General features: G+C 61.5%; 8 protein-coding genes and 3 pseudogenes. 6 read left to right on the top strand and 5 right to left on the bottom strand.

Annotated elements, in window-relative coordinates; all coding sequences use genetic code 11:
- Positions 1-115 precede the first annotated feature (115 nt).
- Positions 116-1,522 (bottom strand): annotated as a pseudogene (gene nhaA, locus ASU23_RS00135) (Na+/H+ antiporter NhaA); the annotation flags it as partial.
- A 150-nt stretch (positions 1,523-1,672) separates the two neighbouring features.
- Positions 1,673-4,354 carry an excinuclease ABC subunit UvrA gene (locus ASU23_RS00130; RefSeq protein ID WP_051649789.1) on the bottom strand — a complete coding sequence of 894 codons (2,682 nt, stop codon included), beginning with the start codon at positions 4,352-4,354 and terminating at the stop codon, positions 1,673-1,675.
- Positions 4,355-4,556: 202 nt separating this feature from the next.
- Here ASU23_RS00130 and ASU23_RS00125 point away from each other — a divergent pair, with 202 nt between their 5' ends.
- The 3 genes and pseudogenes from ASU23_RS00125 to ASU23_RS34580 form a co-directional block, all read left to right on the top strand.
- Positions 4,557-5,750 carry an alcohol dehydrogenase catalytic domain-containing protein gene (locus ASU23_RS00125; RefSeq protein WP_003943355.1) on the top strand — a complete coding sequence of 398 codons (1,194 nt, stop codon included), beginning with the start codon at positions 4,557-4,559 and terminating at the stop codon, positions 5,748-5,750.
- 209 nt (positions 5,751-5,959) lie between these two features.
- Positions 5,960-6,934: a helix-turn-helix domain-containing protein gene (locus tag ASU23_RS00120; protein WP_003943380.1), complete on the top strand. Its 975-nt coding sequence runs from the start codon at positions 5,960-5,962 to the stop codon at positions 6,932-6,934.
- Positions 6,935-7,118: 184 nt separating this feature from the next.
- Positions 7,119-7,262 (top strand): annotated as a pseudogene (locus ASU23_RS34580) (cyclase); the annotation flags it as partial.
- Between the two features lie 307 nt (positions 7,263-7,569).
- On the opposite strand, the gene ASU23_RS00110 reads toward ASU23_RS34580, so the two are convergent.
- Together ASU23_RS00110 and ASU23_RS34575 are read right to left on the bottom strand one after the other, a co-directional pair.
- Complete coding sequence (locus ASU23_RS00110; RefSeq protein WP_058036846.1) at positions 7,570-8,094, bottom strand: recombinase family protein; 525 nt, start codon at positions 8,092-8,094, stop codon at positions 7,570-7,572.
- Complete coding sequence (locus ASU23_RS34575; RefSeq protein WP_253741093.1) at positions 7,995-8,375, bottom strand: hypothetical protein; 381 nt, start codon at positions 8,373-8,375, stop codon at positions 7,995-7,997. Before ASU23_RS34575 ends, ASU23_RS00110 begins: the two co-directional genes overlap by 100 nt.
- A gap of 204 nt (positions 8,376-8,579) precedes the next feature.
- Here ASU23_RS34575 and ASU23_RS00100 point away from each other — a divergent pair.
- The 3 genes and pseudogenes from ASU23_RS00100 to ASU23_RS00090 form a co-directional block, all read left to right on the top strand.
- Positions 8,580-9,632: pseudogene (locus tag ASU23_RS00100) on the top strand (IS110-like element IS2112 family transposase); the annotation flags it as partial.
- 736 nt (positions 9,633-10,368) lie between these two features.
- A complete protein-coding gene (locus ASU23_RS00095) occupies positions 10,369-11,505 on the top strand; it encodes a hypothetical protein (RefSeq protein ID WP_156423022.1) in 1,137 nt (378 codons plus the stop codon).
- Between the two features lie 255 nt (positions 11,506-11,760).
- Entirely contained in the window at positions 11,761-12,432 is a 672-nt protein-coding gene (locus tag ASU23_RS00090; protein ID WP_156423021.1) for a hypothetical protein, read from the top strand.
- 358 nt (positions 12,433-12,790) lie between these two features.
- On the opposite strand, the gene ASU23_RS00085 is transcribed toward ASU23_RS00090, so the two are convergent.
- Complete coding sequence (locus ASU23_RS00085) at positions 12,791-13,444, bottom strand: hypothetical protein (protein ID WP_156423020.1); 654 nt, start codon at positions 13,442-13,444, stop codon at positions 12,791-12,793.
- Positions 13,445-13,547: the final 103 nt, after the last annotated feature.

The following is a 13,547-nucleotide window of genomic DNA, read 5'->3' as shown; positions in this document are numbered from 1 at the left end:
GGCCTCGGTCTGAGCGTGACCGGGCAACGACTTGAACCGGATCGTGCGGTCCTCGCGTGCCGCGTGGTGGAACCAGATCAGTGGTGCCGACGGTGCGGCAGCGAAGGCGCTGCTCGTGACGGACCACGTAGCGCAGATCGTCGCCGAAGTGGACGTGCAGGTCGTCCCATCCTCCGGTGGCATGTGCGCAGAATCCACATTCGAAGTCGACGAACTCTACAAGGGTCAGCTGGGCGTCTTCGGGTCCACGAATGTGGTCGATCTCGGGATCTACGGGAGGTTCCAGCACGATGGGGAGATCGGCTTCGGCCTCACCCAGCTTGGTCGCTGCCACGCGGAAGATCACCGCACCCAGTACTGCAGCCAGCACCATGGCGACGAGCACGCCGACGGTCGCCTGCCCGGCCAGTTCGGGAGATGTGCCGAAAGCCAAACCTATGATCAGCAGCGATACGGTGAATCCCATCCCCGATAGCGCAGATCCGCCCATCACACTGCCCATGCCGACCCCCTGCGGTAATCGGCCCGCTCCGAGTCGGACAGCGATGTATGTGGCTGCTCCGATGCCGAGGAGCTTGCCGAGAACCAGGCCAAGCACAACTCCCCAGGTCACACGGGCACTGAACGCTTCAATGAGCAGTCCGCCACGCAGGTCGACGCCGGCGTTGGCGAGAGCGAAGATCGGTACCACGATCAGCGCGGTGGGTACCCGGAGGTATTCGTGTATCCGCTCGTTGACGGCTGTGCCTTTGGCCAGTCCACGTGATACTGCACGACCTGACGCGGCGCTCGGAGACTGCCAGAAGTCACGAAACAGTTCTCGAGCCGCCTCCACCTTGTGCCGCTGTGTCGGGTACGCGGGAATCAGAAGGCCGGCGACCATTCCGGCAAGCGAGGGATGAACACCCGACTCGATCGTGCTGAACCACAGCACGATCACCACGAGAATGTATGGCGCGGCTCGCCACTGTCGCGCCCGCCCGAGTAGCCACAATGCTGTCAGGCATGCCAGGGAAACGAGCAGTGGAATCAGGCGAATGTTTTCGCTGTATACGAATCCGATGATGGACACCGCGAGGAAGTCGTCGACCACCGTGACGGTAAGGAGAAACACTCGCAGTTGGCCTGATCGTGCGGGCCCGAGGAGCGCCAAGGCCCCGAGCATGAAGGCGGTATCGGTGCCGACGACCACCCCCCAACCCTGCAGGCTGTCTCCGCTGCCGACGATCACGGCGTAGATGACGGCGGGTAGACACACCCCCGCGACTCCGGCGATCACGGCGATACGGGTGCGGGTTCGATCACGTAATGACCCGTGGGCGAACTCTTGGCGTACCTCGAGCCCGATCAGAAAGAAGAAGACGACCATCAACCCGTCGTTGATCCAATGGTGAAGGCTCATGTGCAACGCCACCGGGCCGAGTTCGAATCCGGCGCCTTGATGCCAGAGGTCGAAGTACGCGTCCGAAGCCGGCGAATTTGCCCACAGCAGGGCGGTCACGGTTACCACCAGCAGCAGCACCGCGGAGCCGGACTCACGCCGGAGAGAGGCCGGAGAGAGTTGGAGAGAGTTGGAGAGCTGATTACGCAGGCCTTGGGGTTTCGGTGCCTGTCGTGCCATCGCTAGTTGATCCTTATCGCCGTTCAGTCCAGGCGGTGGTGCGCGGTCAGGTCAGTGTTGTGTGGTGCCGGCGCCTGTGTTTTCCAGCGCCGCTCGTAGATAGGGGGCAGTCGCACTGTCGGCAGTGGCAGCTACCTGCTCGGGGGAACCGGTGGCGACGATACGTCCGCCGTCGGCGCCCGCTCCCGGTCCGAGGTCGATGACGTGGTCGGCCTGGGCGACGACGCGCATGTCGAGTTCGACCATGACGACGGTGTTGTCGGCGTCGACGAGCCCCTGCGCGTGAGCGAGCAGTCTGTCGCTGTCGGACGGGTGGAGCCCAGCAGTGGGCTCGTCGAGGATGTAGAGCGTGTCGCCGCGTTGAGCACGCTGGAGTTCGGATGCCAGCTTGACACGCTGAGCTTCGCCGCCGGACAGCTCGGTGGCGGGTTGTCCGAGTCGCAGGTAACCCAACCCGACCTCGCGTAGGACGGTGAGCGAGCGAAGAACGTCGTTCTCACTGGTGAAGAAGGCGTGGGCTTCGTCGATGCTCATCGCGAGAACGTCGGCGATGTTGCGGTCCCGCCAGGTGATTTCGAGTGTGCTCTGCGTGTAACGAGTGCCGTTGCAGTCCGGGCACGGACTGTAGACGCTGGGCAGGAAAAGCAGCTCGACCATCACGAAGCCTTCACCTTCGCAGGTCGGACAGCGGCCACCGGCGACATTGAAGGAGAACCGCCCCGGTTTGTAGTTCCGTTTCTTGGCCGCAGGTGTTGCGGCGAACAGCTTGCGGATGTGGTCGAACATGCCGGTGTAGGTTGCAACATTGGATCGGGGTGTGCGCCCGATAGGGCGCTGATCGATGGCGACCACCCGACGGAGCCCTCCCAAGGTGCCCTCGATGCGGCCGCGGACCGCGCCCTGATCTCCGGTGAGCAGCAGATCGGTGTCGTCGCGCGGTTCGACGTTGGCATCGGGCGCGGCGGGCCGGCCCAGTTCAGCGTTGATCAACGCTGGTAGAGCCTGGCTGACGAGGCTCGATTTCCCCGAACCGGAGACTCCGGTGACCGCGGTCAAGACCCCGAGAGGGAAAGACACGGTGAGGTCGCGGAGACTGTTGCGCTCGACGCCTTCGACGCGAAGCCACCCGCGGGGGGTACGCCGCTGGCGGCGCACCTGCTCCGACGTGTCGAAGAGATAGCGTGCGGTGACCGAGTCCGGTACGTCGGCCAGCCCGGCGGGTGTTCCACTGTAGAGCACGCGTCCACCGTTCTCGCCGGCACCGGGACCGATATCGACCAGCCAGTCCGCTTCTCGGATGACGGGTAGGGAGTGCTCGACGACGAGGACGCTGTTTCCTCGCTCACGAAGTCCGTGCAGAATTCTCAGCAGCGCCGTCAAGTCGCCGGGGTGCAGTCCCGCCGAAGGTTCGTCGAGGATGTAGGCGACGCCGAACAGCTTCGAGGACAGCTGCGTCGCCAGGCGCAGTCGTTGCAGCTCTCCGCCGGAGAGTGTGGGCGTCGTCCGGTCCAGTGACAGATATCCCAGCCCGAGGTCGATGATGGGTTGGATTCTTTCGAGGAGGTCGTCGAGCAGGCGCCGCGCCGCCACCTGTTTTTCCGCTGACACGTTCGGGGTGCGTCGCACGTCGGGAGCGGCGGTGTGCGCCGATCCTCCCGATGCGACACGTCGTCGCGTGGCCTCGGCTCGTCGGGTTTCGTCGAGAGCTTCTCCTGCCGCCTCGGGTAGCCAGTCGCTGGACACAACAGTGCGCGCGATCTCTGCCAGTCGTGCCAGGGGCAAGGACGCGAACTCGGCGATATCCAGACCCTCGAAGGTGACCGAGAGCGCCTCCGCCTTGACCCGCTTGCCCTGGCACATCGGGCATACCTCGCTGGTGACGAACTCAGAGACCCGCTTCTTGACGATCGAGCTCTTGGTGTTCGCGAAGGTATCGAGCACGAACCGCCGGGCGCCGACGAAATTGCCCTCGTAACTGGGTTCGGTTCCGGCTTTGATCGCTCGCCGAGTCTGTGCCGGGGTAAATCCCGAGTACACAGGAACGGTGGGGCGGTCCTCGGTGAACAGGATCCAGTCGCGATGTTTCTTCGGCAGCTTCTTCCACGGAGAGTCGACGTCGTATCCCAGTGACACCAGGATGTCGCGAAGGTTGCCACCCGGCCAGCCCGGCGGCCACGAAGCGATCGCGCGCTCCCGGATGCTGAGTGTGGGATCGGGGACCATCTTGTCGACATCGACCTCGTAGACGCGCCCGATGCCATGGCAGGTCGGACATGCGCCCTGCACGGTGTTCGGCGAGAAGTCCTCCGCGTAGAGCATCGGTTGGTCATCTGGGTAAGACCCGGCACGGGAATAGAGCATCCGCACGAGACTGCCCAATGTCGTCACGCTGGCGACATTCGATCGAGCATTACCGATGCCTCGGTGCTGCTGCAGTGCAACCGCCGGTGGCAGTCCCTCGACGACGTCGACATCGGGTACACCGACCTGGTCGATCAGCCGACGGGCATACGGTGCCACCGACTCCAGATAGCGCCGCTGCGATTCCGCGAACAGTGTCCCGAACGCCAGCGAGGATTTCCCCGAGCCGGACACACCGGTGAACACCACCAGACGGTCTCGAGGAACATCGAGATCGACGTCGGCGAGATTGTTCTGCCGAGCTCCCCGCACCACGACACCCTGCCTCCAGCGATCATCGGCCTCGGCGAGATGTTCGGAACGGTTTGTCATGCCGGTGACCATAACGAAGGAAGGGAGCCTTGCGGCAGACCCCACAGCACTCCTGGCACACATCGTCACTCAGTTGACACGCAAGGTCACTGACACGTATCGCCACGTGCGCATACGTTCGAAAGGTCCCCCGGTGGCCACGCCACCACAACCGGGTCCCGAATCGCAGCGTGCAGGGATCCCCCAGGTTAGGAGCGACAGCATGGCAGACAGCAACCGCGCAGTGGTGTTCGAGAGCCCCGGCACCATGAAGGTCGAGAAACTCGACTTCCCCAAGCTGGAGATGCCGAACGGACGAAAAGCGCCCCACGGCGTCATCCTGAAAATCGTCGCTACCAACATTTGCGGCAGCGACCTGCACATTTACCGAGGGTCCTTCCCCGTCCCCCAGGGTATGGTCATGGGCCACGAGATGACCGGAGAGATCATCGAGGTCGGCTCCGACGTGGAGTTCCTCAAAGAAGGCGATCTCGTCTCGGTCCCCTTCAACGTCGCCTGTGGACGATGCCGCAACTGTAAAGCTCGCCGCACAGATGTCTGTGAAACCGTCAATCCTGCAGTCTCCTGCGGCGCATACGGTTTCAATCTCGGCGACTGGGTGGGCGGACAAGCCGAATACCTGTTCGTCCCGTACGCGGACTTCCAACTCCTCCGTTTCCCGGACAAGGACCAGGCCATGGACAAGATCCTCGATCTTGCCCTGCTCTCGGACATCCTTCCCACCGCCTTTCACGGACTCATCGAGGCAGGGGCCAAACCAGGTTCAACGGTGTACATCGCCGGCGCCGGGCCGGTCGGACGCTGCGGCGCAGCAGCAGCACGCCTTCTCGGCGCATCCTGCATCATCGTCGGCGACTACTATCAGGACCGACTCGACCTGGTCAAGAACAACGGCTGCGAGACCATCGACCTGAGCCAGGACATCCCCTTGCCCGACCAGATCGAGGCCATCCTCGGTGAGCGCGAAGTCGATTGTGGCGTCGACTATGTCGGCTCCGAAGCACACGGCATCGGCTCGGAGTCCAATCAGCCTCAGCCGGCAGGTGCCATCAACGACGTCCTCGAAGCCACCCGTGCCGGCGGCGCCACCGGCGTCATCGGCGTCTACGGCCCCGACCCTCTGGCACCGACAAAGGCCGAACAGGAAGGCATCTTCCCGCTCGAATTCGGCAAGGCCTGGATCAAGTCACCGCGCCTGTCCGCGGGGCAGGCACCGATCATGCATTACAACCGCGAGTTAATGATGTCGATCCTGTGGGACCGCATGCCGTATCTGAGCGCAATGCTCAACACCAAGGTCATCGGCCTCGACGAAGCACCCGCCGCCTACGAGACCTTCGATCAGGGGTCATCGAGCAAGTTCATCATCGACCCACACGGAATGATTCCAGCCTGAGCACGATCCAGCACGGAAAGCTCACGGTCTGAGCACAATACAGCACGGAATGCTCACGGCCTGAGCGTTTTGCAGCACGCGTAGATTTCCGGCCCTGTGATCGCCCCCCGACTGGCGGACACAGGGCCGGCTCGCTCTCTCCCCGACCCGCAGGACTTTCCCGCGCGGCTCAGTAAACTCAGTGGTATCCGTAAGGCAGGTGATCCGCCATGGCTGATGCAGACGAGCCCTCATTGCCACACTTCGAAACGTTGTCGACCTCGCGGGCGCCGGACGACGGTGTCATCGACTACTGGCGAGAGGCCCGGCGCCATGCCTACGTCGACGTCAGCACCGACCCCGCCGACCCCGACTTCTACGGCGATGTCCGTCTCGGCCGATACACGAACTTCACTCTGTCCACGAAACGAGCCACCGCCGAGCAGACACACCGCAATCGCAGCCGAATCGCCCAAGGGCGGGAACAGGACGAGTATCTGTTCGCCACATTCCAGACGCGCGGAAGTTGCGTCATCGAACAGGCCGGACACACTGCAGTAGTCCCGCCAGGATCCATGGTCATCTACGACAGTTCCCTGCCCTTCGCTTTCCGCGCCGATGCACCCTACGAACAGGTCATCGTCAAGGTGCCCGCCGATCGAGCCTTCGCGCTCGCCGGCATCGACCGGACCACAGACATCCTGGCCACGACCATGAGCTGTGCAGGAGCGATGTCCGCCGTCGCAGCCTTTTTCACCCAACTGGCCCAACACCAAGACAGCGATCCCCACGGCGCCGCACAGCTCGAGACTCACGCCTCTTCACTGGCCACATCACTACTGAGTCTCGTCACACCGGTTCGCTCTGCCGCCGAAATACCCGCCTTCCTACGACGAGATCAGGTTCTGGCCTACATCCATGCCCACCTTGCAGACCCCGACCTCGACGCCGAACGCATCGCCACCGCGATGCGACTCTCCCGCCGCAGCCTCTACCGCCTGTTCCAGGGAACCGACCACACAGTCATGGGATATCTCCGCGCAGCGCGCATCCAGTCCGCCCAGCACCTACTACGAAAATACCCTTCCCGGCCCGTCTCCCTCATCGCTCGACAAACAGGATTCTCCGACCCCCGCACCTTCTACCGAGCGTTCCGCGACACCACCGGCATGACACCCAACGAACACCGAGAACGCCTCGATTGACAACGCACTGCACATATCCGCTCTACAGCTCAACGAGGCCGCCGGACGGGTCAACAACGACCGGCTCGGGCGAATCATGGCCCGCATACGACATGTGGCCAGAAACCTGACCCCAATTGCGAGTCTGAAAACGAAACGCTTCGAACCTCATCATCTGAACACGGACCGTCCCGACCTGCACTTCATGTCCGGAGTACGGGAAATTCGACAAACCGACGATGTGCACACACAGTGGATCCTCGAAATAGCCAGGCAAACACGAGAATTCGACGCCACCATCACCGAACAGCACCCGGACGAACGCATCGCGTGGAAATCGGACGCAGGCCTCGCAGTCCTGGTGGGCTGTACACTTCTCGCTGCGGTTGCGCTGTTGGGGTATACGTGGTGGTCGTGGAACTCTTCCGCACCACGGCGGGCAGAAGACATGGCTGATGATTATGTGTTGACCCACGGGGGTTTCCGAGCCAATTCTGTTGTATTTGAGAGCTCTCGCCGCCGATCCCACGGCCAAAGGAACGGCGGCGCATCGGGACCCTGCCGATGGGTTGGCTCGAATGGAGGGAAAGGCTGCGGACACAGGGCGGTACCGCGTCGGTTTTGACGGTTCGGCTCGTGCTTGGTTCGTGTGAGGATTACTGCTGCCCGCCGGCCTTCTCGGGTGCGAGGGCACGACTGACGGAGGATCTGCCGACACGGAGTGTCGAAGCTATCGTGTCGAGGCTTTTGCCCTGTTCACGCATCGTGCGGGCGAGTTCGGTGCGTTCGGGGGTCATGACGGTGGGCCGGCCGCCGTGTCGACCTTGGCGTCGAGCGGCTTCGAGGCCGGCGTGGGTGCGTTCGACGATCATGCGGCGTTCCATTTGGGCGAGGGCTGCCATGATGTGGAATAAGAATTCGCCGCCTGCGGTGGTGGTGTCGAATCCTTCGGTGAGGGAACGGAATGCGATACCACGTTCGCCGAGGTTGTGGACTGTGTCGATGACGTGGCGGACGGATCGTCCGAGGCGATCAAGTTTCCAGACGACAAGGACATCACCGTCGTGATCACGTAGGTAGTTCAGGCATTCGGTGAGCTGGGGGCGCTGCGTTGTCGAGCCGGATTCGTAGTCGGTGAAGATGCGGATCGCGCCGGCTTGGCGGAGTGCGTGCTGCTGCAGCTCGGGGTTTTGTTCGAGGGTGGAGACGCGGGCGTATCGAGGTGAGTGGCGATGTCCTGGTCATGGGCGGAAACAACTTCGGCGGTGTCCGTACCGGGGGCGGTGTAGAGGGTGTGCAGTTCTTCGCGTGCATCACTGATTCCGGCGAGGGAGTCGTCGAGGGCGGCGAGCATGGTGCGCAGTTTCCGGTCGACGGATTCGCTGTCGCGGCGGAGCTCGGCGTCGAGTGCGCGGTCGACGAAGTCTGCATCGGGAGTGAAGGTGAATGCTGCTGCGGTCATGGTGTCCTCCGTAAGTTGTTAGTTGGTCCGGAAGTGCTGGGTGTGGCTGATGGTGTCTTGCCTTGTGTGGCTCGAAACGAGTGGCCGCCCAGCGCTTCGGGACGCCCTGGCTGCTGATTGAAAAATGTGCTTCGAGCACTGTTTACGGAGATGACGGTGGGGTGTTCCTCGGGCCTGACACGAGTCGGCGACATGGAGGAGCGAATGAGAGAAACTCACACCCACGCATGGGTCGGAATCGACGCAGGCAAGGGCCATCATTGGGCAGCAGTGGTCGACGAAGCAGGGTTGATCGTGTGGTCGCACAAGATCATCAACGACGAGACCGCGATACTGCACGCGCTGAGCGAGATTCTGGCCTTGGCCGACGAACTCCATTGGGCGGTAGATATTTCCGGAACCTCCTCTGCGTTGCTGCTCGCTCTTCTCGCCGCACACGACCAGAGTGCGGTGTACGTCCCTGGTCGCACCGTCAACAGGATGTCCGGCGCGTATCGAGGGGAGGCGAAAACCGATGCCCGCGATGCCTATGTGATCGCGGAAACTGCTCGACACCGACATGATCTGTCTGTGTTGATCCCACCGGCTCAGTTGGCCGCGGAACTCGCGCTGTTGACCTCGCATCGGACCGATCTCGTCGCTGACCGAGTCCGGCTGATCAACCGTCTGCGTGACACTCTCACCGGTGTCTTTCCTGCGCTCGAGCGGGCTTTCGACTTCGGGCGACACAAGGGCGCGTTGGTGTTGTTGACCGGTTTTCAGACCCCGCGTGCCATTCGACGACGCGGACGCACTCGTTTGAGCTTGTGGCTTGGTAAACGTGGGGTGCGCGGGGCGGACGGTGTCGCCGAGATTGCGTGGGAGGCGGCGTCGGCGCAGAATGTGGTCCTGCCTGGTGAGGCTGTTGCGGCGCAGTTGGTGGCCGATATCGCCGACCGAGTCCTCGCAGTGGACGTCCAGCTCGCTCGTATCGACGCGCAGATCGGTGAGACCTTCCGCCGCCATCCGCAGGCTGCGGTCATCGAATCCATGCCCGGTATCGGTCCGATCCTCGGCGCGGAATTCGTTGTCGCTGCCGGTGATATGTCGGCGTACTCCGATGCCGGACACCTTGCCTCGGCAGCCGGTTTGGTTCCGGTCCCCCGCGATTCCGGTCGCCGAACCGGCAACATGCACCGACCCAAACGCTACAGCCGGCGACTGCGGCGGGTCTTCTACCTCTCCGCTCAAACCTCGATCATCAAAGATGGACCGAATCCCGCTTTGTCGAGTGCGCGGTACGTGGCATTGCATTGCACACATTCCCCCTCGTCGGTGATTCTTTATTGATTTCATTCTATCGAACAATGCGATATAAGCCAATACTTTCACGGGCATTTATTCGATTAGTTTCCGCGTTAGCTAATCACATCTTCAATCGTTTTCCGAATTCTTTCACTAATCCAAACCGTGATATACGCAGCTACTTGCATACGTTCTACCTGCAATTTCTCCCCCCTCCCTCGGTATGTGCCGATATTCTGGTCTCGGCGGGAGTGGGTCAAGGTGAGTGTAGGAAAAAATATCGTAGCGCCGTTGTTCGAGCGTGCGAGTGGCGTGTGTGGATATTATTTCTGGAGTGGCCTTGATGCGCGAGAGTCGGGATAGAAGAATGTTCACACCGGGAGCGCGTCGGTTCTTGTCCTTGCGCTTTATCGTGGGTCGTGGCCGGCGGCCGGGTGATTTCTCGCGTGTCTGTGGTGATGCCCCCCCCCTTTTGGGGTCTCGGCAACATCGAAAGGTTCCGCTACCGTTTGAACCTACTCTCTGTGAATTAACTGGTCGGTTTCAGCTGATCGGATGGCCTTGTATCGGACAGTCGTTCAGTGGCAGCCATGCGCTCAGTAGTAGCCATGCCGACAAGACACGGAGGTCAGGCGAAAGCACCCGGTCAGATAAGGAATCCCCGTGAAACGTCGCTGTCCCCGATCTTTGAAAGAAGGAGTTATGCCAGATGAGGATTTCTAAGCCGCCCAGACAATGGGTGTATCGCGGGGCTATGACCTCGGTAGCCGCTGCACTGGTTCTGGGTATGACGCTCCCTGCGAATGCCCAGCCCACAGATAGTGGATCGTCCGGCTCGCTCGGCGGCCTTAGCTCCGGGTCGCTTGGTTCCGGTTCCGGCGGCGGCTCGGATGAACAGAGCGAATATCCGCTGATCGGGGCTGACGACCCGACCGACTGGGCACCGGCGAACCTCGAGAACAAGATCATCCCCAAGGCAGATACTGTCGTCGCAGAGCCCGGAGACGTCGTCTCCGTCTCCGGTGAGTTCGGTGAGATCCAGACCGTGCTCTACTTCTCGTCGGACCGTCATCCGAGCGTCGGAGGTTTCTTTGCAGTGAACTCCGGTCCCGGCGTGCCAAATGGCACCGTCGGCAAGGTCGTCTCGGTGGAAGCTGCCGATGGCGGGATGCTGCGGGTGGCGTTAGAGGCTGCCACCATCACCGACGCATACGCGGTTTTCCAGATCAATACGACGGTGCGACTCGAGGATAACGTCCTGTACGTACCGGGCGAAGGCGAGGCTCAGTCGCGGAGCGCCGGGCCGCGCACCGGATTTCCGCTGAGTAACAAGCTGATCTCATGCAAGAACGACAGTGGTGTCGAACTCGCAGTCAACGGGTCGATCGGGAACCTCTCTGCCGCTGTGCAGTTCGACGCCAATGCCAAGTACTCCCGGGTCACCATCTCGAGTTCGCAATCCTTGGATGTGTCGCTGACCGGTAGCGGTTCCGCGAAGTGCGAGAAAGCACCTGTGGGGATGACTCCTGAAGCGATCATCCCGGTGGGTGGGCCATTCAGTGTCAAAGTCGGTCCCGCAATGTCGTTGGCCGCAAAGTTCGAGGTAAAGGCAGAGCTGGGTTACCAGGCAGAGCGCACCGACGGCGTCGAGTTCTCGGACGGGCGCGCACGACCCGTCTCGAGCAGTCGGACCACGTATTCGGATGTCGAGGGCCTCAGCGGCAGCGCCAAGGCCGAGTTCTTCGCCGGCGCCTCCGCGTCTCTCGGCCTCCACAGCAAAGTCGCCAATGCCGGCGTGGCCGTCGAGGCAGGCCCGAACCTGACCGCTTCGCTGTCGAGCGCGTAGCCGACGTGTGCAGAACTCGAACTCGCGGCCGCGGTGAAGGGCTCTCTACAGGCAAACCTGCTCTTCGCGAGTTGGAAAGCTGAACTCACACTCGGAAAGTACGGGATCTCCGTCCTCGGACCCTACTGTCCGTCCGACCCTGCTAACCCGGGAACCACTCCCGCACCTACCCCGACGCCCGAGCCCGAACTGCCCCCCGAAACCCGGCCTGGCGCACTCACCAATCTGCAGATCGGCACGAACCTCGACTGTCGCGTGGACTCTCCTACCGACAACCGGTCGGTGTATTACGGTTCCACCTCATGCGGTACCCACCTCGCGGTGGACGGGCAGACTTTCGGCTACGTCGGCAGCAGCTTCATTCCGGCTGGTGCTCAGTCGAGTACTGGAGCCGGGACCGCCTTGAGTCCGACGGTGATCACCAGCGCGGTGGTCGCGGGGCAAAGTGGTCTCGAACTCAAACAGGTCGACACCTTCATCGATGGCTCCGACAACTACTTGACCTCCCTCGCGGTCACCAACACCGGTTCCGCAGCCAAGCAGGTGACCCTGTACCGGGCGGCGGATTGCTATTTGAGCAACAGTGACTTCGGCACAGGCGCCGTCACCGACCGATCCGCGTCCTGCGTGTCCGCGAACGGCCGTCAGATCTCCTGGACAGACCTGTCCGGCGGCGCGAGCTTCCAGGAGGCGTTCTACTCCACAATCTGGAACGTCGTGAGGACCGGTCAACCGTTCAACGGAACGGCCCGCACCGACAATCACGATAACGGTGCCGGATTGAGCTGGACTTTCACCGTCGAACCTGGTCAGACGGTGACCCGAAAGTCTCGGTTCTCACTTCTCGAACCGGCCACAGTGGCTCAGTCACGCAATGTAGCCCCAGTCGAACCTGAACGAGACAAGCCTCTGCTTTCGCAGGAATGATGCACACTTAGCGCCGACCTCCTGTGCTGACGCAATGCGGACCAGCGATCGCACAGGGGGTCGTTCGGCACGCAGTGAGAAAAGTCTGGTCGTTAAGCGGTAGGTTCTGCTCGAAGGACGATCTCAGGTCATCTGTCGTCTTCGAGCACGACCTACCATCGACGAACACATGCGAGATGTCGAAACTGCAGGGCCCCACTCTAAATTCCGGCATCGATCTTCTTCGAAACTTGTTGCTGCACAGTCATTTAAGAGAACGCACTAACATAATCTATGTTATCGGCGAGGAGGAAGGTGTGATAGCGCGATAGAAGACGAATCATGCAAGAGGTGGTGATTCTGATAATTCGTCGATCCGCTACCCGCAGTTCTGCCAGTTCACCTTCGTAGGTCCTGGTCTTTTTTCGATACCATCGCCGGCGAAGCTGGTCGTCGCATCGATGGGAAACTTCTTCCCCGCCGCCAGGCCCGGGAATTCTGTCGGATCGATGGAGACTACAAGGTCGTTGCCGTCTTGCCGCACTGTGGTGTTTTGAGGTTTGACGTCGAACGCGTTGCCCTCGTCGCTCTGATACAGATCTCCGTCCTCAATGGGAATCTCGACTCGGTAGAAGTTGTTTTTAATCGAGTCAAATTCCTCGTCTTTCCCCAGTCGGATCGATACCGTCGTTAACGGCTTCAAGATGAATTGCTTATTCGGTGGATTGTTCGGTGGCGGAAATTCGTCGTACGTAACTCGGAAAACGATCGCATCCGCTGTGTTCTCCTCGATCGCGAAACGCTCGATAACATGCGGGGGAAGTGGCATGTCGACTCGTTTACCGGTGAAGTCCTTCGCATCCAACGCGATTCCCCATTCGCATGCGAGTTCGCGTGGTGTGTCGTCGTCGGGCAGCCCACATCCAGCCACCACACAGGCAGCAACCGCGACCGTGCCGGCGACCAACACGGTCTGACGGCTTCGCCGTTTTGCATGCCCAGAAGGTTGAACAGGGGAAATAAGTGGAATCATCCGGAGCCTTTCGCTGTACGGGCGGCACTCCCCGCATACCTTCTTTTCCTATTACTTGCCCATGGCGTTACACCAGATGCCGCCGGGGTTGACTGAAAGTTCG

Origin of the sequence: Rhodococcus sp. KB6 (assembly GCF_001445685.1) — a bacterium.
GTDB lineage: Bacteria > Actinomycetota > Actinomycetes > Mycobacteriales > Mycobacteriaceae > Rhodococcus_F > Rhodococcus_F qingshengii.
The sequence above is the reverse complement of the archived record's forward strand: the minus strand, read 5'-3'. Positions and strand labels throughout refer to the sequence as shown.

What these genes read in the sequence shown, in the direction of transcription:
- ASU23_RS00130 (WP_051649789.1), bottom strand. Translation starts at nt 4,354, where the DNA reads ATGACAAACCGTTCCGAACATCTCGCCGAGGCCGATGATCGCTGGAGG.
- ASU23_RS00125 (WP_003943355.1), top strand. Translation starts at nt 4,557, where the DNA reads ATGGCAGACAGCAACCGCGCAGTGGTGTTCGAGAGCCCCGGCACCATG.
- ASU23_RS00120 (WP_003943380.1), top strand. Translation starts at nt 5,960, where the DNA reads ATGGCTGATGCAGACGAGCCCTCATTGCCACACTTCGAAACGTTGTCG.
- ASU23_RS34575 (WP_253741093.1), bottom strand. Translation starts at nt 8,375, where the DNA reads ATGACCGCAGCAGCATTCACCTTCACTCCCGATGCAGACTTCGTCGAC.
- ASU23_RS00095 (WP_156423022.1), top strand. Translation starts at nt 10,369, where the DNA reads ATGAGGATTTCTAAGCCGCCCAGACAATGGGTGTATCGCGGGGCTATG.
- ASU23_RS00085 (WP_156423020.1), bottom strand. Translation starts at nt 13,444, where the DNA reads ATGATTCCACTTATTTCCCCTGTTCAACCTTCTGGGCATGCAAAACGG.